Annotated in this window: 23 protein-coding genes; 21 read left to right on the top strand and 2 right to left on the bottom strand. The window is 72.9% G+C overall.

Features of this window, described 5'->3' with window-relative positions; translation table 11 throughout:
• Positions 1-177 precede the first annotated feature (177 nt).
• Both ACH4TL_RS39085 and ACH4TL_RS39080 read right to left on the bottom strand, forming a co-directional pair.
• Entirely contained in the window at positions 178-1,197 is a 1,020-nt protein-coding gene (locus ACH4TL_RS39085) for a zinc-binding dehydrogenase (protein ID WP_398328477.1), read from the bottom strand.
• An 83-nt stretch (positions 1,198-1,280) separates the two neighbouring features.
• Positions 1,281-2,846 carry an MFS transporter gene (locus tag ACH4TL_RS39080; protein WP_398328479.1) on the bottom strand — a complete coding sequence of 522 codons (1,566 nt, stop codon included), beginning with the start codon at positions 2,844-2,846 and terminating at the stop codon, positions 1,281-1,283.
• 383 nt (positions 2,847-3,229) lie between these two features.
• Here ACH4TL_RS39080 and ACH4TL_RS39075 point away from each other — a divergent pair, with 383 nt between their 5' ends.
• The 21 genes from ACH4TL_RS39075 to ACH4TL_RS38975 form a co-directional block, all read left to right on the top strand.
• Positions 3,230-3,991: a LuxR C-terminal-related transcriptional regulator gene (locus tag ACH4TL_RS39075; RefSeq protein WP_398328481.1), complete on the top strand. Its 762-nt coding sequence runs from the start codon at positions 3,230-3,232 to the stop codon at positions 3,989-3,991.
• A gap of 263 nt (positions 3,992-4,254) precedes the next feature.
• Positions 4,255-4,506, top strand: coding sequence for an acyl carrier protein (locus ACH4TL_RS39070; protein ID WP_385437103.1), 252 nt, complete (start codon positions 4,255-4,257; stop codon positions 4,504-4,506).
• 37 nt (positions 4,507-4,543) lie between these two features.
• A complete protein-coding gene (locus tag ACH4TL_RS39065; RefSeq protein ID WP_398328485.1) occupies positions 4,544-5,779 on the top strand; it encodes a beta-ketoacyl-[acyl-carrier-protein] synthase family protein in 1,236 nt (411 codons plus the stop codon).
• Between the two features lie 2 nt (positions 5,780-5,781).
• Positions 5,782-6,927 carry a beta-ketoacyl synthase N-terminal-like domain-containing protein gene (locus ACH4TL_RS39060; protein ID WP_398328488.1) on the top strand — a complete coding sequence of 382 codons (1,146 nt, stop codon included), beginning with the start codon at positions 5,782-5,784 and terminating at the stop codon, positions 6,925-6,927.
• Positions 6,924-8,024: a beta-ketoacyl synthase N-terminal-like domain-containing protein gene (locus ACH4TL_RS39055; RefSeq protein WP_398328491.1), complete on the top strand. Its 1,101-nt coding sequence runs from the start codon at positions 6,924-6,926 to the stop codon at positions 8,022-8,024. The genes ACH4TL_RS39060 and ACH4TL_RS39055 overlap by 4 nt, the downstream gene beginning before the upstream one ends.
• The gene (locus ACH4TL_RS39050; protein WP_398328494.1) at positions 8,024-9,013 is read left to right on the top strand and encodes a hypothetical protein; all 990 of its coding nucleotides are present in this window, start codon (positions 8,024-8,026) and stop codon (positions 9,011-9,013) included. The genes ACH4TL_RS39055 and ACH4TL_RS39050 overlap by 1 nt, the downstream gene beginning before the upstream one ends.
• Positions 9,013-10,191, top strand: a complete 1,179-nt coding sequence (locus ACH4TL_RS39045; protein ID WP_398328497.1) for a beta-ketoacyl-[acyl-carrier-protein] synthase family protein — start codon at positions 9,013-9,015, stop codon at positions 10,189-10,191. The genes ACH4TL_RS39050 and ACH4TL_RS39045 overlap by 1 nt, the downstream gene beginning before the upstream one ends.
• Positions 10,191-11,153 carry a beta-ketoacyl synthase N-terminal-like domain-containing protein gene (locus ACH4TL_RS39040; protein WP_398328500.1) on the top strand — a complete coding sequence of 321 codons (963 nt, stop codon included), beginning with the start codon at positions 10,191-10,193 and terminating at the stop codon, positions 11,151-11,153. The genes ACH4TL_RS39045 and ACH4TL_RS39040 overlap by 1 nt, the downstream gene beginning before the upstream one ends.
• Complete coding sequence (locus ACH4TL_RS39035; RefSeq protein ID WP_398328503.1) at positions 11,150-11,941, top strand: SDR family oxidoreductase; 792 nt, start codon at positions 11,150-11,152, stop codon at positions 11,939-11,941. The genes ACH4TL_RS39040 and ACH4TL_RS39035 overlap by 4 nt, the downstream gene beginning before the upstream one ends.
• On the top strand, positions 11,938-12,264 hold the full coding sequence (locus tag ACH4TL_RS39030) for a hypothetical protein (protein WP_398328506.1): 327 nt from the start codon (positions 11,938-11,940) through the stop codon (positions 12,262-12,264). The genes ACH4TL_RS39035 and ACH4TL_RS39030 overlap by 4 nt, the downstream gene beginning before the upstream one ends.
• The gene (locus ACH4TL_RS39025; protein ID WP_063735258.1) at positions 12,264-12,671 is read left to right on the top strand and encodes a hypothetical protein; all 408 of its coding nucleotides are present in this window, start codon (positions 12,264-12,266) and stop codon (positions 12,669-12,671) included. The genes ACH4TL_RS39030 and ACH4TL_RS39025 overlap by 1 nt, the downstream gene beginning before the upstream one ends.
• A gap of 3 nt (positions 12,672-12,674) precedes the next feature.
• On the top strand, positions 12,675-13,073 hold the full coding sequence (locus tag ACH4TL_RS39020) for a hypothetical protein (protein ID WP_398328509.1): 399 nt from the start codon (positions 12,675-12,677) through the stop codon (positions 13,071-13,073).
• A gap of 47 nt (positions 13,074-13,120) precedes the next feature.
• The gene (locus ACH4TL_RS39015) at positions 13,121-14,251 is read left to right on the top strand and encodes a beta-ketoacyl synthase N-terminal-like domain-containing protein (protein ID WP_398328512.1); all 1,131 of its coding nucleotides are present in this window, start codon (positions 13,121-13,123) and stop codon (positions 14,249-14,251) included.
• 26 nt (positions 14,252-14,277) lie between these two features.
• Positions 14,278-15,228: an ACP S-malonyltransferase gene (locus tag ACH4TL_RS39010; RefSeq protein ID WP_398328515.1), complete on the top strand. Its 951-nt coding sequence runs from the start codon at positions 14,278-14,280 to the stop codon at positions 15,226-15,228.
• Positions 15,229-15,273: 45 nt separating this feature from the next.
• On the top strand, positions 15,274-15,528 hold the full coding sequence (locus ACH4TL_RS39005; protein ID WP_398328518.1) for an acyl carrier protein: 255 nt from the start codon (positions 15,274-15,276) through the stop codon (positions 15,526-15,528).
• A 1-nt stretch (position 15,529) separates the two neighbouring features.
• On the top strand, positions 15,530-15,940 hold the full coding sequence (locus ACH4TL_RS39000) for a 3-hydroxyacyl-ACP dehydratase FabZ family protein (RefSeq protein WP_398328521.1): 411 nt from the start codon (positions 15,530-15,532) through the stop codon (positions 15,938-15,940).
• Positions 15,937-16,425 carry a 3-hydroxyacyl-ACP dehydratase FabZ family protein gene (locus ACH4TL_RS38995; protein WP_398328524.1) on the top strand — a complete coding sequence of 163 codons (489 nt, stop codon included), beginning with the start codon at positions 15,937-15,939 and terminating at the stop codon, positions 16,423-16,425. Before ACH4TL_RS39000 ends, ACH4TL_RS38995 begins: the two co-directional genes overlap by 4 nt.
• A 4-nt stretch (positions 16,426-16,429) precedes the next feature.
• Positions 16,430-17,173, top strand: coding sequence for a 3-oxoacyl-ACP reductase FabG (gene fabG / locus ACH4TL_RS38990; protein WP_398328527.1), 744 nt, complete (start codon positions 16,430-16,432; stop codon positions 17,171-17,173).
• Positions 17,174-17,235: 62 nt separating this feature from the next.
• Positions 17,236-17,985, top strand: a complete 750-nt coding sequence (locus ACH4TL_RS38985) for a DsbA family protein (RefSeq protein WP_398328530.1) — start codon at positions 17,236-17,238, stop codon at positions 17,983-17,985.
• Positions 17,986-18,110: 125 nt separating this feature from the next.
• Positions 18,111-19,040, top strand: coding sequence for an alpha/beta hydrolase family protein (locus ACH4TL_RS38980; protein ID WP_398328533.1), 930 nt, complete (start codon positions 18,111-18,113; stop codon positions 19,038-19,040).
• 51 nt (positions 19,041-19,091) lie between these two features.
• On the top strand, positions 19,092-19,192 hold a 101-nt coding region (locus ACH4TL_RS38975), incomplete at its 3' end, for a biotin carboxylase N-terminal domain-containing protein (protein ID WP_344316556.1).

Genomic DNA, 19,192 nt, shown 5'->3' with positions numbered 1-19,192 from the left:
GCCGGGGGCGGGGCTGCTCTCGTCGGGTGGGTTGTTGGGTGTTCCCCCTGCCGGGGGGCCTCGGCGGGCGGGCGCCGCTCGCCGTATCGCTGCACCGGGTGCTGCCGTGGCTTGTCGGCAGCCGGGGCGCGCTGGCCACCGCGTAGGAGTCACCGGGGCACACGGGGGCCGTGGGGGCTACGGGGCGACGATCACTCGGTAGACCGGGGTCGTGGATGCCTGCTTCAGGGCCTGCTCGACCTCGTCCAGCCCGTAGCGCGCCGTGACCAGGCTCTCCAGGCGGGGCGCCAGCGTGCCGCCGCGGAGGAGTTCGGCGGCGGTGCGCCAGTCGGCGGGTTCGTGGCTGAAGGAGCCCGTCACCGTCAGTTGGCGGCGGTGGACCTCGTAGCCCGGGAGGTCGGCGGGCGGGCCGTCCGGGGGGCCGCCGAAGAGGACGATCGTGCCGCCGTCGGCGACGGCGGCGAGCGCGGCGGCGATGCACTCGGCGCTGGCGATGGTGACGAACACGACGTCGGCGCCGGGGAGTTCGGCCACGTCCGAGGGGGGTACGGCCGCGTCGGCGCCGGACGAGGCGACCGCCGCGCGGCGCTGCTCGTCGCGCTCCACGACCGCGACCCCGCGCGCCCCCAGTTCGCGGGCCACGGCCAGGTGCAGATGGCCCATGTACCCGGCGCCGATGACGGTCACCCGGTCCCCGGGGCGGAAGCCGCCGCGGCGCAGGGAGTGGACGACGCAGGCGAGGGGTTCGCCCATGGCGGCGACCGCAGGGTCGGTGTCGCCGACCGACCAGACGCGGGAGGCGGGGAGCACGATGTGGTCGGCGAGTCCGGCGCCCATGGCGATCGCGCCGTCCGCCTCGCGGACCCGGCCCTGGAGGGCGACGCAGATGGCGGACTGGCCGCGGCGGCAGGCGCGGCAGGCGCCGCAGCGGGGGAGGCCGTCGAGGGTGACGAGGGAGCCGACGGCGGGCATGTCCTCGAGGTCGGCGGCGGCTGATCCGACGCGTTCGACCCAGCCGGAGATCTCGTGTCCGGCGGCGGCCGGGTAGACGGTCATGCGCCCGGCGTACAGGTTGGCCTCCATGGTGCAGATGCCGCACGCCGCGATGCGCACCAGCACGTCCGAGTCCCCGACCTCCGGCACGGGTATCCGTCTTAACTCGACCTCGCCTGCCGCGGTGATGACCGCTGTACGCATGGGAACAGCCTTCCGGAATACGGACGTTGTGCCGGGAGGCTATGCCCGTACCCCCGGGGAGGCAAGGAAAGGATCACGGTCCGTCAGCGGGTGCTCTCGGCGTACGAGGAGGCCCGGCGGAAGGTCCACCAGATGATGACCGCGCCGACCGCCGCGGCGATCGCGCCGATCACCGCGGCGACGTGCATGGCGTGCACGAAGCCCTGGTCGGCGAAGTCGGACAGCCGCGGCATCCGCAGCCGGTCGGCGATGAGCCGGGTGGCCTCGGGGGACTCCTCGGCGGCGTCGGCGGCGCCCGGCGGCAGCCCGTCCAGCTTGGGGGTGATCTCGCCGCGGTAGACACCGGCCAGGACGGAGCCGAGGACCGCGACGCCGAGGACGCCGCCGATCTGCCGCATCGCGTTGTTGACGGCGGACCCGGCGCCGGTGCGGTCCTCGGGGAGGACGGAGATGATGGTCTCGGTGGTGGGGGCCACGGCGGCGCCCATGCCGAGCCCCTGGAGGATCAGGAAGACCCAGAACAGCCCCAGCCCGCTGTGCTCGTCGAGGAAGACGTACGCGAAGAAGCCGACCGTGGCGATGACCATGGCGACGCCCACGACGGCACGCACCCCGTACGCCCGTACGAGCTTCGCCGAGAGCGGGGCGCCCAGCAGCACGCCGATCGCGACGGGGGCGATGGACATCCCGCACTCCAGCGGGGTCTGCCGGTGGACGCCCTGGAGATAGAAGCTGGTGTAGTACATCGAGCCGTTGAGGCCGAAGAAGGTCAGCATCACGGCCACGCTCGCGCCGGTGAACCGGCGGTTGCGGAAGAGCCGTACGTCGAAACTGGGGTTGGCGACCCGCAGTTCGACCAGGACGAACACCAGGACGAGCACCGCGCCGACGGCGAACGCGCCGAGAATGGCCGGATCGTTCCAGTCGTTGCGGTGGCCGCCCTCGATGACGGCCCAGACGACGGCGAAGAGCCCGACCGTGGAGAGCAGCACGCCCAGCGGGTCGAACTTCTGCCGCACCTTGGCGGCCGCCCCGGGCAGGAACACCAGCGAACCGGCGACGCACAGCACGACGATCGGCACGTTGACGAGGAAGACCGAGCCCCACCAGAAGTGGTCGAGGAGCGCCCCGCTGAGCATCGGCCCGGTGGCGATCGCGATGCCGCTGGAGCCGGACCAGATGGCGATGGCGGTCGCCCGGTGCCGTTCGTCGAAGACCTGGGCGATCAGCGCGAGCGTGGCGGGCATGATGAGGGCGCTGCCGACGCCCATCGCCCCGCGGGCGACGATGAGTTCGGTGGCGGAGCCCGCGTATCCGGCCCAGGCGGAGGCGCCGCCGAACACGAGCATGCCGGTGAGCAGCAGATTGCGGTGGCCGTAGCGGTCGGCGAGGACCCCGCCGGTGAAGAGCAGGACGGCGAAGACCAGCGTGTAGGAGCTGATGCTCCACTGGAGCTGGTTGGGGCTGGCGCCGAGCCCCTCGTCCGGGTCGGCCAGTGTCTTGAGCGCGACGTTGAGGACGGTGTTGTCGAGCCAAACCGCGAGTTGGGAGAAGACCAGCACCGCGAGGGCGAGCCATTGACGACCGGTGGGCGATCCTGGTGTGCCCGCCGGTGCCGTGTCGGTGATCGCGGTGTTCTGTGCAGCCATGGGGGCGGCGCCTTTCGGGGACCACTGAAGGGTGGGGGGTCCGCGCTCGTACGGCAAGGGACGGCTTGCTGGCTCAAGGCTTGCTGACTGGGGCTCAACGCTTGCTGGCTCAAAGAGGAAGTTACCAATCTGCCGAGCCGGGGCGCAGCCCCTTGACCCCGCCCGGGGGTCTTCCGTCACACGAGGGCGGTGATATTTACCCCGGTGACCGCCCGTTGAGCCATGATGTTCCTTGCCGTTTCGGCAGATGGCTCGTTACTGTGCCCCGACTGGGGAACGGGGGGTGTCCTTTGAGCCATTTTGGAATTCAACCAAATGACCGTACGCCCATTGAGGGTATCGACGGTATTGACGGCGAGACGGGCACGAGGAGAGCGGTTCGTATGGAGCCGGAAGCCAGGTCGGACAACCTGGAGGAGGCCCTTGGCCAGGCGTTACGGCTGGTGGAGTCGGCCGTGCACCACCACCGCCGCTCCGTGCTCGCCTCGGCGACCGCGGAACTCCCGGTGGACGGCGAGGTCGTGGCCGGATGGGTGGCACGGCTGGTGCTGCGGGCCGAGCGTGACGTGATCTGGAGCCTGCCCGAGGTCACCAACGAGGAGCACGCCCGGCTGGTCGCGCAGACCCTCGCACAGCTGTCCGGCAAGGGCGTGCGGACCCGGATGCTGTGCCCGCCGCGGGTGATCCGCGGGGCGATGTGGCAGCGCACGGTCGGCACGGTGCCGCGCCTGGAGGTACGGGTGTGCGGTTCCGTACGGCAGGAACTGGTCGCGGTCGACGGCGTGGCGGTGATCGCGCCCGAGCGCTCCCCTGGCGAGCCCGGCGGCTCCCGCGCCTCCATGATCCAGAACTCGACGGTGGCCGCGATGCTGCACCGGCTGCTGTGCGGGATGTGGGACACCGCGCTGCGCCCGATGCGGCCGCTGTCGTTCGAGGGCGGGGCGCGCGGCCGGGTGCTGCGCGAGGTGCTGACGCTGATGGCCGAGGGCTACAAGGACGACGCGGCGGCCCGGAAGCTGGGTCTCTCGGTGCGTACGTACCGGCGCTACGTGGCCGACATCATGCGGGACCTGAACGTGGAGTCACGCTTCCAGGCCGGGGTGCGGGCCGTGCGCGCGGGGCTCATGGAGGCGGAGCGCGACTAGTGGACTGCTGCGACGGGTAGCCGGATTCCGGCTGATTTGCGCGGTCTGTGGGTATCACCGTGGCAGCTTGCTGCCGATTGGGCATCCTGACGTTCCGGTAACCCGCTGCGCAGTGCAGCTTTATGACAGCCGTGGTTGTCGTGCGGTTGGCTTCACGGGCGGTGTGACAGGTAGTGGACTCGGGGCTTGTCGGCCCCGGAACCGCCGCATAGCGTCAACGTCAGTCGTCGCTTTGCCCATGCCGAAAATGGAGGTGCGCGGTAATGGCCGCCATCGTCGAAGAGCGTCGGGAAACCATCAAGGAAATCGTCACGGATATCCTTGAGATCGATCCGGACGAGGTCACCGAGACCAGCCTCTTCAAAGAAGAGCATGACGCGGATTCGCTGCGGGCCATTGAAATACTTGCGGCGCTCGAAAAAACGTTCAACGTCGTCATCGACCAGTCCGAGCTGGGCCGGATGGTGAACCTCGAGGGCGTCTACGAGGTCGTTTCCGACGCGGCAGGCTGGTGACGGGGCTCTAGGCCAACTCCTCGGAAGGCAGAGCGATATGCGTGGTGAGTCGGGTCGCAGGGTCGTCGTCACCGGTCTCGGGGCGGTGTCCGGCATCGGCATCGGCACCGCGGAATTCCTCGCCGGACTGCGCGCAGGGAAGAGCGCGGCACGGCCGGTCACCGCGTTCGACACCGAGGGTTTCGAGCATGCGATGGCATGCGAGGTCCCGGACTTCGAACCCGGGCGGTGGATCCGCAATCTGGACGTGGAGAACCTGGGCCGGGCGAGCCAGTTCTCGGTGGCGGCGGCCCGCATGGCGGTGGCCGACGCCGGTATCGCGGAGGACGCGCTGCGCGCCGTCCCGTCCCTGATCTCCATCGGTACCACCGACGGGGAGTCGGGCGATCTGGACCAGCTCGTCGAGACGGAGGTCGATCTCGGACCGGAGCGGATGGACCCCACCGTCGCGCGCCGGGTGCCCGCGGGGCGCCTTTCGGCCGTCATCGCGGAGGAGTTCGGCTTGAGCCGGACGGAGGCGGTCACCCTCCCCACGGCGTGCGCGGCGGGCAACTACGCCATCGGCTACGGCTACGACGCCATCCGCGGCGGGGACGTGGAGATCGCCCTGTGCGGCGGCGCCGACGCGCTGTGCCGCAAGACCTTCACCGGCTTCTACCGGCTGGGGACGATAGCGCCGGAGCGCTGCCAGCCGTTCGACAAGGACCGCAAGGGCATCCTGACCGGCGAGGGCGCGGGCGTCCTCGTCCTGGAGAGCCTGGAGTCGGCGCTGGCCCGCGGCGCCCGCATCTACGCCGAAGTCCTCGGCTACGGCCTCAACTGCGACGCCGACCACCCCGTCGCGCCCAACCAGGACAGCGTGGCCCGCTGCATGCGGCTCGCCCTGGACGACGCCCGGATCAAGCCGGAGGAGGTCGACTTCATCTCCGCGCACGGCACCGGCACCAAGGCCAACGACATCACCGAGGCGCGCGCCATCCGCCAGGTCTTCGGCGAGGCCGCGCCGCCGCGCACCGTCTCCATCAAGTCGATGATCGGCCACTCCATGGGCGCCGCCGGGGCGCTCGCCTCGATCGCCTGCGCGCTGGCCCTCACCGAGGGGTTCATCCCGCCGACGATCAATCATGTGGAGACCGACCCGGAGTGCGGCCTGGACGTCGTGCCGAACGAGGCCGTGGACGCCGAGCTGAGGGTCGTACAGAACAACGGGCTCGCCTTCGGCGGCAACAACGCCGTCGTGATCTTCGGCAAGCGCGGCACGGACTGGAATTGACCATGAGTCAGCTGGTGACCGGCGCGGGCGCCGTGGTGAGCGTGGGGGAGGGCGTCGACGAGGTCTTCGCGGCCCTGTGCGCGGGCACCAGCGGACTCGGTGAACTGCGCGGCTTCGACGCCGGCCGCTACCGGGGGCGGCACGCGTACGAGATCGACGACCGGCCGGGACCCGGCGCCGATGTGCCCGGCCGGGCCACCGCCTGGCTGCTCCGCGCTGTCGGGGAGGCGGCGCGGCAGGCCGGGCTCGGTGAAGACCTGAGCGGGGTGCCCGTCCTCGTCGGCACCGGGCTGCGCGAGCTGCGCTCGGCGGAGCTCGCCTGGCGCGACGGCACCGCGTTCGACACCGAGGCGCGGCTGCACTTCGGCACCGCGCTGAGAGAACGTTTCGGCGCGGTGCGCACCCACACCTTCGCGGGGGCCTGCTCGGCCTCGCTGTACGCCCTCGCCCTCGGCAGCGACCTGCTGGCCACCGGCGCCGAGGACACCGTGATCGTGGCCGGGGTCGACACCCTCACCGAGTCCATGTACGGGCTGCTGGACCGGGTGAACGCCGAACCGCCCGACCGGGTCCGGCCGTTCGACCGGGAGCGCCGCGGGGTGCTGATGGGTGACGGCGCCGCCGCGGTGGTGCTGCGCCGGGAGGAGTCCGGCGCGCGCTCCGGCGCGCTCGGCAGACTGCGCGCCGTCAGCATGAACTGCGACGCCCGCCATGTCACCGCGCCCGACGCGCAGGGCATCGTACGGGCGGTGCACGAGGCCCAGCAGCGGGCGGGCGTCACCCCCGGCGACATCGACCTGGTGCTGCTGCACGGCACCGGTACGCAGCTCAACGACACCGCGGAGGCGGCCGCCATCGCCGAGGTCTTCGGGCCCGAGGTGACGACGCCGCTGATGACCGCGATCAAATCCATGACCGGCCACACCTCGGGCAGTTCGGGCCTGGTCAGCCTGATCGTCGCGCTGAAGTCGCTGACCTCGGGCCGGGTGCCGCCGACCCTCGGCCTCACCGATCCGCTGCCCGAGGCGGCGGACTTCCGCTTCGTCCGGGAACCCGGCGCGGCCGAGAGCCTGCGGTTCGCCCAGATCGACGCGTTCGGGTTCGGCGGGGTCAACGCCGTCGCCATCGTGGAGAGGGCGGGCCGGTGAACGCGCCCGGCACCCCCGTCGTCGTCTCCGGGGTCGGGCTGGCCCTGCCCGGCGCGGACACCCCGGACGCGCTGCTGCGCGCCTCGCACGCCCCCGGGCACGCGCCCGAGCCGTTCGACACCGGCGCCCGCATCGGCCGCCGCGGGCACCGCTACAAGGACCGGGCGACCCAGCTCGCGCTGTGCGCCGCGCTCGACGCGTTATGCGACGCCGCCCTCGTCCCCGCCGACGGCGCACCCGGCGCTCAGGGCGGGCAACTGACCGTGCCGGGGGACACCGTCGGCGTGGTGGCCAGCTCCAACCTGGGCAACCTCGACACCGCGTGCCTCACCGCCGCCGCGATCGCCGAGGACTCGGCCCGCTCGCTGAGCCCCATGAGCCTGCCCAACGCCTCCAGCAATGTGATCGCCTCCTGGATCGCGATCCGGCACGGGCTGCGCGGCCCCAATCTGATGCTCTGCAACGGCCCGACGTCCGGTCTCGACGCCGTCCACTGGGCCGCGACGCTCGTGGCCGCGGGCCGCGTCCGCCGCGCCCTGGTGGTCGGCGTCGAGACCCACAACGCCGTCGTGGCGGACCTGCTCGCCCGGCCCGCCGACGACCTGCTGGACGGCGCGGCCGCCCTCGTCGTGGAGGGCGCGCGCTGGGCGGAGGAGCGCGGGGGGCGCGCGGTGGCCGTCCTCGGGCCGTATCAGCGCCGGGCGGGACTCGCGGGCTGCGTCCGGGCGCTGCTGCCGGAGGGCGGCGAAGGGCCGGGTGTCTGGTTCACCCCGGAGCGCTACGAGGAGCCGGGCGCCGACGGCCCCGCGCTGCCCCCGTCCGTACCGCGGCACGACGTCACCGCCGCCTTCGGCCGCGCCTCCGGCGCGCTCGGCGTCCTCCAGTGCGCCGCCGCGGTCGGCTGGCTCGGCACGGCCGGGGCGGAGGCGGGGACCGGGACCGGCCCCGGGGAGGCGCTGATCACCAGCGGCGACGACACAGCGGACGCGGTGGCCGGGATGCTGCTGCGCGGGCCGGGCGAGCGGCGGATGTCAGAGGTTTCAGCGACGTCGAAGGTTCCAGCGATGTCGGAGATTTCAGCCATGGAGTGCACCTGATGAGAGCCGCCGCCCCGCCGATGTCGACGAAGGCCCTGCTGGCCGACACCACCACGGTGCGGCTCCGGCCGCGGTACGAGGGCTCCAACATCTGCACGTGGATCGGCTTCAAGCACGTCAACTACCTGCTGGAGGAGGCGGTGCTGGTCCACTTCGCCCGCTCCGGGGCGCCCGCCCGCCGGCTGTACGAGGAGCACGGACTCGGGCTGGACATCGTGGCGCTGGACAGCCGCATCCTGCACGCCTTCCACATGGACGACGAGGCCGATGCCGAGGTGGTCCCGCACACCTCCGACGGCGATACGGAGCTCACCTTCCGGGTGACCCTGCGGGTCGTCCGCGACGGCTCGACCCTCAAGGCCGTCACCGCCACGGCCCGGGTCTCGCTGCGCGCCGACACCTATCTGACCGGCCCCGCCGAACCGCCGGGCGAGTTCGGCCGGTTCACGGTGGACCGGCTGGGCTCCGACGCGCTCACCGCGCCGGTTCCGGCGGTTCCGGCGGTGGCGGACGGCGACGAGCGGGCCGTCCTGGCGGCGCTCACGGAGGGCCGTAACGCCCACGCCTGGAAGTGGAACATCACCTACCCCTACTGCCACTTCACCGAGCGGCTCCAGATGTCCGGCTATCTGCGGCTGATGGAGGAGGCCAAGGACCGCTTCGTGAAGTCCCGCGGCATCTCCATCAAGACGCTGCTGGACGACCGCCGGTGGATACCGGTCGTGCCGCGCTCCTCGATACGGATCACCGACGAGGCGCTGATGGAAGAGGACCTGTACACGGTCTACACGGTGGAGGAGATCTTCAAGGACCTCACCTACACCGCCCGCATGGACTGTTACGCGGTCCGCGACGGCGCGCTCACCCGCACCGCCACCGGTTCCATCGTGCACGGCTACGCGCTGATCGAAAACCGCCGCGACTGGCATCTGGTCCCCTTCGACCAGCGGGTGCTGGACGCGCTGTCCGGAAAGCCGAGCGGCACCTGATGGACGACATCACGGTCACCGGAGTGGGCGCGCTGTCCCCGCTGGGGACGGGCGTCGACGCCTTCTGGCGCGGCATGCACACCGCGCCACCCGCCCCGTCCCGGGTGCCCGACCCGCTCGCCCACATGGACCATCCGCGGATGTATCTGGTGCCCGAGGCCGACGTGCCGGAAGGACCGGCCGAGTGGGCGGGGCTGCCGCTGGGGCGCGGTTCGCGGTACGCGGTCGAGGCGGCCCGGCAGGCGGCCAGGGACGCGGGGCTCGCGGAGCCGGGGAGCGTCGATCCGCGCCGGGTGGCCGTCGCGATCAGCAGCGGCATGGGCGACACGGACCTGCACGAGACGTGGTGGACGGGCGAGGCCCCGGACTCCGGCCGCTGGGCGCCCGTCTTCCCGGTGGCCTCGGTGGTCGGCGGGCTGCTCGGCGCCCGCGGCCCCAACGTGTGTGTCAGCAACGCCTGTTCGGCCAGCGGCTACGCCCTGTCGGTGGCCGCCGACCTGATCCGCTCGGGCGAGGCGGACGTGGTGTTCGCGGGCGGCGCCGAGGCGTACTCCCGGGTCGCGCTCGCCTGCTTCAACCGGCTGGGCGCCATCGACCCCGAGCGCTGCCGCCCGTTCGCCGCCGACCGGCGCGGCACGGTCTTCGGCGAGGGCGCCGCCGTGCTGGTGCTGGAGTCCGCCGGGCACGCCCGCGCGCGGGGCGCCGGGCCCGGCTACGCCCGCCTCGCGGGCACCGGCTGGAGCTGCGACGCGCACCACGCGACCGCGCCCGAACCCGGCGGCGAGCAGATCGAGCGGGCGCTGCGGGAGGCGCTGCGCGAGGCGGGCGGGGGCGAGGTCGGCTTCGTCGTACCGCACGGCACCGGCACCGACCTCAACGACGTGGTGGAGAGCCGGGTGCTCAGCACGGTCCTGGGCACGCGGCCGCCCCCGCTGTACAGCCTGAAGGCGCTCATCGGCCACACCGGCGGCGCGGCGGGCGCGTTCGCCGCGCTGTCCGCCGCCCTGATGCTGCGCCACCGCACGCTGCCGCCGAACGTGCCGGTCGGGGCGCCCGATCCGCAGTGCGCGGTGCCGCTGCCGTCCGCGAGCACCCCGCTGACCGGTGGTTACGGGCTGGTCAACGCCTACGCGTTCGGCGGCAACAACATCTCCCTCGTCTTCGGGGAGGCCCGCTGATGGATCTCCTGGTCACGGGCGTGGGCGAGGTGGACGCCGACGGTTTCGACTTCCGCGTGGAGCTGGGCCGCCGCGGCTACAAGTACCTGCCCAGTGCCTCCCAGTACGTGCTGGCCGCCGCCAAGCGCGCGCTCGCCGACGCGGGCGAGGACGCCCTGACGGCGGCCGGGCCCGAGCGCCGGGGCGCCGCGGTGGGCACCAACAGCGCGGCCACCGCCCTGCACCACGCGATGGACCGTACGGTCACCGGGGCGAGCGCCGCCGAGCTGAGCCCGGTCACCGCGCCCTACTTCTCCATCAACCTCTTCGGCAGCCGACTGGCCACCGAACACGACCTCAAGGGCTTCAACCTCACCGTCACCAGCCCCCGCGTCGCGGGCCTGGAGGCGCTCCAGACCGGCGCCCGAGCCGTCGCCGCGGGCCGCGCCTCCCGGCTGCTCGCCGGGGCGACGGAGGAGGCGCTGCCGGAGGGCGAGCCGGGCGCGTACGCCTCGGAGGCCGGTGCCGTCGCGCTGCTGCTGGAGCCCGCGGCGGCCGTCGCGGAGCGCGGCGGCCGGGCGCACGGGCGCGTCGGCGTCCGTACGGCCTTCCTGCCGCCCGCCCTCGCCGCCACGGCCGACGGCGCGCCGCAGGCCGCGGAGGCGCTGCGGGACGCGCTCGCCGCCCTCGGCCACCGGCCGGGCGACCCGCTGACCGTCACCGCCGTGCTGGACGAATCGCCGGTGGGCGAGGCCGTCGCGGCGGCGTTCCCCGGGGCCGCACGCGTCCCGGCGGGCTCGGGCTGCCTGGCGCCGCTGGCGCGCGTAGCCGCCGCCCTGCGGCGGCCCCCGGACCACGCACACGCCGTCGTCACCGCGGCGGCCGAGGGCAACACCGCCGTCTGCCTCATCACCCCTGATGGACCGGGCGGTACGGAAGCGAGCAGCCGACCAGGCGGACTACGGAGGGCGAGCGGCCGATGATCACCTCACTCGAAGGATCCTGGTGCCTGGTCCTGGGCGCCTCCAGCGGCATGGGCCTGGCCATCGCGCACGAGATGGCCCGCGCGGGCGTCGGCGTCCTGGGCGTCCACTTCGACACCACCGAGGGCCAGCAGAAGGCGGCGGTCGCCCAGGAGGAGATGCGTGCGCACGGCGTCGAGGCGCACTTCTTCAACGCCAACGCCGCCTCCGCCCGCACCCGCGAGGAGCTGCTGCCCCGGTTCGAGGAGCTGACCGGCGGCAACGGCGTGCGCGTCCTGGTGCACTCCCTCGCGTTCGGCACCCTGCTGCCGTACGTCGCTCCCGACGGCGAGGACAGCCTCACGTCCCGTCAGATGAACATGACGCTGGATGTGATGGCGCACTCCCTCGTCTACTGGACCCAGGACCTGTTCACCGCGGGCCTGCTGCGCCAGGGCTCCAAGGTGTACGCGATGACCTCCGCCGGAGGCACCCGCGTCATGCCCCACTACGGCGCCGTCTCCGCCGCCAAGGCCGCGCTGGAGTCCCATGTACGCCAACTCGCCCTGGAGCTGGCCCCCTCGGGCATCGCCGTCAACGCGCTGCGCGCAGGCGTCACCCCGACCCCGTCCATGGAGCGCATCCCCGACAGCGAACGGCTCGCCGAGTACGCCCGGGACCTCAACCCGCACCGGCGGCTCACCCGCCCCGAGGACGTCGCCGAGGCGGTCTCGCTGCTGTCCCGCACCGACTCCTCCTGGATCACCGGCAATGTGATCGGCGTGGACGGCGGTGAGCTGCTGACATGACGGACCATCTGCTGATCGAGAGCGGCGGCCCGCAGACCGGGCCCGCCTGCGAGCGCTTCGTCGGCGACGCGGCACGGCTCGCCGGGGACGGCCACCGGGTGGTGCTGTTCCTCGTCGAGAACGGCGTCGGCGCGGCCCTGCCCGGTGCCGCGCCCGGCATCGAGGCGTTCCTGCGCGACGGCGGCGAGGTGTGGGTGGACGCCTTCTCCACCGCCCAGCGCGCCCTGCCCGCGTACGATCTCGCCCCCGACGTCCGCATGGTGGAGATGGACGACGTGGCGGCCAAGCTGCTGGAACCCCAGGTGAGGGCGGTGTGGCACTGATGGCCCGGCCGATCCCCGCCACCGACGTGCTGCTCAACCTCTTCGGCGCGCCCCACCAGAGCGACCTGGTCACCTCGGCGCTGCGGCTGGCCACCGCGCTGCTCGACCGCGGCGCCCGGGTGCAGATCTGGACGTGCGGCGACGCCACCGGGCTGACCAGCGCGGCCCTCGGCGACACCAAGCCGCGCGACCTCACCGACCTGGAGCGCCGCCATCCGTCCACCGCGCTGATCGTCCGCGATCTGCTCGCCGACCACCCCGACCGGCTCTACTGGTACGTCTGCCGCTTCTGCGCCGACGACCGGGGCGCCGCCGACCAGATCCCCCAGGTCAGCAAGCGCTCCCCGTTCCTGTTCGCCGAGCACGTCAAGGCCGCGGACAAGGCCCTGGTCATGGGGGTGTGCTGAGCCATGCCGGACCAGGCCCGCTGGCTGCTGATCATGGAGAAGGCGTACCGCGGCTCCGTCGAGACCCAGTTCGCCGACGCCCTCTACGTCGTCCCCGATCTGCACCGGCAGAGCGGCGGGGGCTGCGATCTGGCGCTGCGCGGACCCGCCGTCGGCTACGCCCTGCGCACCGCGCCCCAGCCGCCGCTGCGCCTCGGCGGACGCACCCTGGACACCCTGCCCGATCCGCGCGCGTCCGTCGCGAAGGTGCTGGACGCCGGGGTGACCGTGCTGGTCGAACGGCCCGACCTGGCCGCGCTGGGGAGCACCGCCGCCGACCGGCTGCTGCCCGGCGTGCGGGTGATCGAGGCGCACGGGCTCGCCGCGCGATGGCCCTCCTACGAACAGGTGTGGTTCCTGTGAGCACCCCGTCCGGCCCCCGGGCCACTACCGAAGGAGTATCCGCACCCATGGTCAACGCTCCCGCCGCGGTCAGCCCGGTCATCTCCGCCTGGACCGCCGTATCGCCCCTCGGGCTGCGGGCCGCGGACTTCAGCAGCGGGCTGGGGTCCGGCCGCGGCACCGGTAAGCCGCTCGACCCCGAGGAGTGGTCGGTGCCGTTCCGCGAGGCGTGCCTCGTCCCCGACTTCCACATCCGGGAGATCCTCGGCCGCAAGAACACCCGCTCCATGGACCGGGTCACCGGCCTCGCCGTCACCGCGATCCGCCATCTGCTGTCCGGCGAGCCGGAGGGCACGGGCGGCGGCGACGGGACCGAGCGGCTGCCGGGCGTCGGCGAGCACACCGGTATCGCGCTCGGCACCAGCACCGGAAGCGCCCAGTCCATCATGGACTTCACGCGGGACTCGCTCGTCGGCGCCAAGCCCTTCTTCGTGGACCCGGCCCGCTTCCCCAACACGGTGATGAACTGCGCGGCGGGCCAGTCCGCCATCTGGCACGGCCTCAAGGGCCCCAACACCACCATCGCGGGCGGCAGGGCCGCCGGGCTGCTCACCCTGCGGTACGCGCTGCGGCTCCAGCGCGCGGGCCGCGCCCGGACCGTGCTGTGCGGGGCGGTCGAGGAGTTCACCTCCGCGCGCGCCTGGCTGGAGTGGCACACCCGCGCCGACGGCGATGCCACGGCGGTGCTCGGCGAGGGCGCCGCGGTCTGGCTGCTGGAGACCGCCGACGAGGCCCGCGAACACGGCCGCGGCGGGCTCGCCGAGGTCGCGGGCGTGGAGTTCGGCTTCGCCACGGACCCGGCGGCGGCCCGTACGGCGCTCGCCGACGCCGTGACGCGGCTGCTGGACCGTACCGGCACCGCCCCCGGCGACGTGACGGTCCTCGCCGACGCCCAGGCGCCCGGTGCCGGGGGCGAGGCCGAACGCGCCGCCCTCGCCGACGTCCTCGGCGGCCACCAGCCGCTGCGGGTGGCGACGGCCGACGCGATCGGCGACACCTGCGCCGCCTCGGCGGCCTTCCAGATCGCGGCCGTCCTCGCGCTCGCCGAGCGCGGCGAGATCGCCCCCGGCAACCCCGCCCTGGTCACCACGGTCGACCGGGACGGCGTGGTCGGCGCGGCGCTGCTGCGGACCCGGTGACGGGCCGATGAACACAAGGAGTGCCCATGACAGGCAGTGAGACATCCGCGGCGGGCGTGCGCACCGCGGTCGTCTTCCCCGGGCAGGGCGCCCAGAAGGCGGGCATGGGCAGGGCGTGGCGGGACACCGCGTCCTGGCCGCTGGCGGCCGGGATCTCCGAGCACACCGGGGTCGACGTCGAGGAGCTGCTGCTGACGGCCGACGACGCCACGCTGCGCCGCACCGACCTGGCGCAGCTCGCCGTCTTCGCGTACCAGGTGATCGCCCATCACGAGGCGTCCGCCGCCGGGCTGCTGGGCGAGGCGGCCGCGTACGCCGGGCACAGCCTCGGTGAGTACACCGCCCTGTACGCGGCCGGGGCGCTGCCGCTCGCCGACGCGGCTCGGCTGGTCGCCGCCCGCGGCCGCGCCATGCGCCGCTGCGCCGAGGGCGCGCCCGGCACCATGGCGGCCGTCGTCCGGCTCGACGCCGACACCGTGGACGCGCTGACCGGCCGGGTGCGTTCGGAGGGTCCGGAGGTGTGGCTCGCCAACCTCAACGCGCCCGGCAACCTCGTCGTCTCCGGCACCGCCGAGGGCGTCGACCGGTTCGCCGCCCTGGCCGCGGACGGCGGGGGCAAGGTGATCCGGCTCGCCGTCGGCGGCGCGTTCCACAGCCCGCTCATGGCCGCCGCCGCGGACGAACTGCGCGCGGCCCTGGAAACCGTGGAGTTCGCGCCCGCGCACACCCCGGTGGTGGCCAATGTGGACGCACGCCCCCACCGTGGCGGCGAGGGGTGGCGGGACCGCGAACTCGCCCAGCTCACCAGCCCGGTGCGCTGGGAGGAGAGCGTCCGGACCCTCGAAACCGGACTGGGCTGCGCCCGGTTCGTGGAGCTGGGCCCCGGCCGCCAGCTGACCGGGATGATCCGCCGGATCGCGAAGGACGCGGCCACCGTCCCGGTCGAGTCGCCCGCCGCGCCGGCCGCGTCCCCCTGAGATCCCCGAGCCCCCTGAAGACCCCCGAGAGCGGAAGGAAACCCCATGGCCGACGCCACCGCCGCGCTGGACCTCGACGAACTGCGCACGTTCGTCGCGGAAGTCCTCGATGTGGAAGAGGAGGAGGTGACCGACGAGGCCGACTTCGTCAAGGACCTCGGCGTCGACTCGCTCATGGCCCTGGAGGTCATGGTCGAGCTGGAGAAGAAGTACGCGGTGAAGCTGGAGGAGCGGGAGATGAAGAGCATCACAACCCTGCGGAAGGTGCACGACCTGCTCGCCGCGAAGCTGGAGAAGTGAGGTGACGGCGACCGCGTGCGGACCCGTCGACGGCACCGTGGAGGTGCTCGACCCCGGGGTGCCGGGGGAGCGGCCCGCCCGGTGCGTGGCCGTGGTCGGCGGTACGGAGAAGGTGTTCGCCGGCCACTTCCCCGGGTTCCCGATCTTCCCCGGGGTGTGCGTCGTCGAGTACGTCCAGCGCGGCGCCCTCGCCACGCTGCCCGAGCCGGGGGGCACCCTGGCGGCGGTCGAATCCGCCCGCTTCCTCGGCCCGGTCTTCCCCGGCTCCACCCTGAGCTGCGAGTTCACCTGGACACGGGACGACGCGACGGGCGCGTGGCGCTGCCGGTCCGAGGCCACCACCGAGCGCGGGGTCGCCGCCCGCGTCCGGCTGCGCTTCACCGCCCGCGAGGAACGGGAGGCCACCCGATGATCACCGTGGATCAGATCAAGCGGGTGCTGCCGCACCGCTACCCCATGCTGCTCGTCGACCGGGTCACCGAACTGGTCCCGGGGATGCGCGCCTCCGGCCTCAAGGCCGTCACCTGCAACGAGCCCTGGTACGAGGCGATCCCGGACGACGCGCCCGCGGAGGCGTACCACTACCCCTGGACGGTGCTCCTCGAATCCTGGTGCCATGTGGCGGGGGTGCTGGTGGCCTGGGAGGAACCCAATCCGGATGTGCTGGAGGGCATGGCGATGCTGCTCGGCGGGATCACCGACGCCGGGTACCACCGCCCGGTCCTCCCCGGCGACGTGGTCGAACACCATGTCCGGCTGGACCGGCAGGTCGGGGGGACGTACATGTTCGAGGGGGAGAGCCTGGTCGGCGACGCGACCGTGCTCACCGTCGGACGACTGGTGATGACGATGCGCCCGGCGGCCGAACTGAAGGCCCCGGCGGGAGAGGTGACGTAACACCATGTCCGACGCGCACAGCAAGGTGGCCCTGGTCTCCGGCGGCTCCCGGGGCATCGGCCGCGCGACCGTACTGCGGCTGGCCCGGGACGGCTACGACGTGGCGTTCTGCCATCAGTCAAGCCCCGACGCGGCCCGCGCCCTGGAGGAGGAGGCGGCGGGGCTCGGCGGCGGCCGGGTCGTCGGCCGCCAGACGGACGTACGGGACGCGGACGCGGTGCGCGACCTCGTGGCGTTCACCGAGAACCGGCTAGGCCCCCTCGACGTGGCGGTGGTGTCCGCGGGCATCGCGCGGGACAATCCGCTGCTGCTGATGAAGGACGAGGAGTGGCGGGGCGTCATGGAAGTCAACCTCGACGGCACGTACCACATATGCCGTTCGGTCGTATTCGGGATGATGAAGCGCAAGTCCGGATGCATCATCAACATCTCCTCGGTGGCGGGCGTGCACGGCCATGCGGCACAGTCGAATTACGCGGCCTCCAAGGCCGGGATCATCGGCTTCACCAAATCGCTCGCCAAGGAGGTCGGACGGTACGGCATCCGGGCCAATGTGGTCGCGCCGGGCTTCGTGGAGACGGACATGACGGCGGCGCTGTCCGAGAGTGTGCGCAAGGAGGCGGAGCAGAGCATCCCGCTGCGCCGCTTCGGACGCCCGGAGGAGGTCGCCGACATGGTCGCGTACCTGGTCGGGGCGGAGTATGTGACCGGAGCGGTGTTCCAGGTCGACGGTGGGATCGTGATCTGAGCGAGTGAGCGAGCGGGTGGCGGTCGGAACGATCCGAGCGGTCCCGGTGAAGGGGGACGGACATGACGGCCAGGCGCAGTAGGGTGCCGCGGTTCTATTTCAATTTCCGCAGCCCGTACAGCTGGATCGCCTACCGTGATCTGATGGACCGCTTTCCGGATGTCGCCCAGGCGGTGGCATGGCACCCCTGGTGGGAGCCGGACGCGGACAGCGAGCACCGCATGGCCGAGCACCGGCGGTCCTTTCCGTACACGCCGATGTCACGCGACAAGCATCTGTACATCCTCCAGGACGTGCGCCGCCTGACCACCGAGCGCGGGCTCGCCGTCACCTGGCCGGTGGACCGGGACCCGGTCTGGGAAGTACCGCATCTGGCGTATTTTCCCGCGCTGGACGCGGGGGTCGGCCCCGCGTACATCGAACGGGTGTACCGGGCCCGCTGGCAGGAGGGCCGGGACATCTGCGACCGCGAGGTCATCGCGGACATCGCCACCGGCCTGGGCCTCACCGCCGCGGCGGCGGACCGGCTGGCCGGGGCCGCCGACGACCCGGAACTGCGCGCCGGGCGCGGGCTCCGGGCGCTGCTGGAGCTCAGCGGGGACGGGGCGTTCGGCGTGCCGTTCTTCACCCTCGGCTACGACAAGTACTGGGGCGTGGACCGGCTTCCGGCGTTCGCCGGGGCGGTCCGCTCCCGCGACGCGCCCCCTTCCGCTCCCCCCACCGCCCGTACGCCCGTTCCCGGGCCACCGGCCGACGCGGACTTCGTGGCCGCCCGGTCCGGCGACCAGGGCCACGCCGGGGGTTGCGGGTGACGCCCCGTACTCCCGCGTAACCGCCATCCTGACGTACCCGCCCCGCTGCCCCACCGCACGGCACCGACCGAGACGAGACCGCCCTGACCGCCGACGGACACTCCACCCCCTCCCGGAGGACGCCGATGCCCGAGCCACCCCGGACGCCGGTGCGGCCACCCTCGCCGGTGTCCCGCGCCCTCTCGGTCGCGGCGTTGCCGATAGCCCCGCTGTACGGGGCCCAGCTGGCGTATCTCGCCTTCCATCCGCGCGACCGGACCCAGCATGAGCACCCCCGGGACCACGGGCTGCCCTGCACGGATCTGGAGATCCCGTTCGGCCGCCGGAAGCGGGTGCACGCCTGGCTCTGCCCCGGTTCCACCGAGAAGGTCGTGGTGCTCGCGCACAGCCTGGGCGCGGGCAAGGACCACAGCCTCGGCCACGCCAAGTTCCTGCACGACGCCGGGTACACGGTCTGTCTGTTCGACCACCGCAACCACGGGGCCAGCAGCGACGACCGGGCGCTGTTCGGGCTCGGCGACCGGTTCGCCAGCGATGTCACCTCGGTGGTGTCCTGGCTGCGCGGCAAGCAGGGGTACGCCACGGCGCGCATCGCCGTCTACGGCTTCTCCTTCTCCTGCTTCTCGGCCATGTGGGCGCTCACCCACGACGGGTTCGAGTTCGACGCGCTGGTGTGCGACAGCGGCCCGGGGCACGACGTCCCGCCGCTGCTGCGCAAGTACCTGGAGGCGGAGGCGCTGCCGATGCCGCCCGCGCTGAGCGGCGAGCCGTCCCGCTCCGTCGTGACGCGGGCCCTGTGCGCCCTGGGGCCCGCGATGCTGCGCGCCCAATGGCCACCGCCGGCGACCGGCAAGTTCGCCAAGATCCCACTCCTGTTCATGTCGGGCGAGCACGATGCGATCGTGCCGCCCTCCTCGGTGGACGCGCTGGCCGAGCGCTATGCGCAGGCCGAGACGCACGTCCTTCCGGGAGCCGAGCACCTGCTCGGGCTGCAAAGCGATCCCGAAGGCTACGCGAGCGTGGTACTGGATTTCCTCAAGCGGGCCCTGGGGTAGCAACGTGACCGTCCGCGCCGGACGGCAACTTCTGAAGAGGGAAGAGAGAGCATGCAGAAGGTGCTCATCGCCAATCGTGGCGAGATCGCTGTCCGTGTTGCCCGTGCCTGCCGGGATGCCGGGATCGCGAGCGTAGCCGTCTACGCCGATCC

The sequence above is a fragment of the Streptomyces sp. NPDC021115 genome (assembly GCF_044333065.1).
GTDB lineage: Bacteria > Actinomycetota > Actinomycetes > Streptomycetales > Streptomycetaceae > Streptomyces.
The sequence above is the reverse complement of the archived record's forward strand: the minus strand, read 5'-3'. Positions and strand labels throughout refer to the sequence as shown.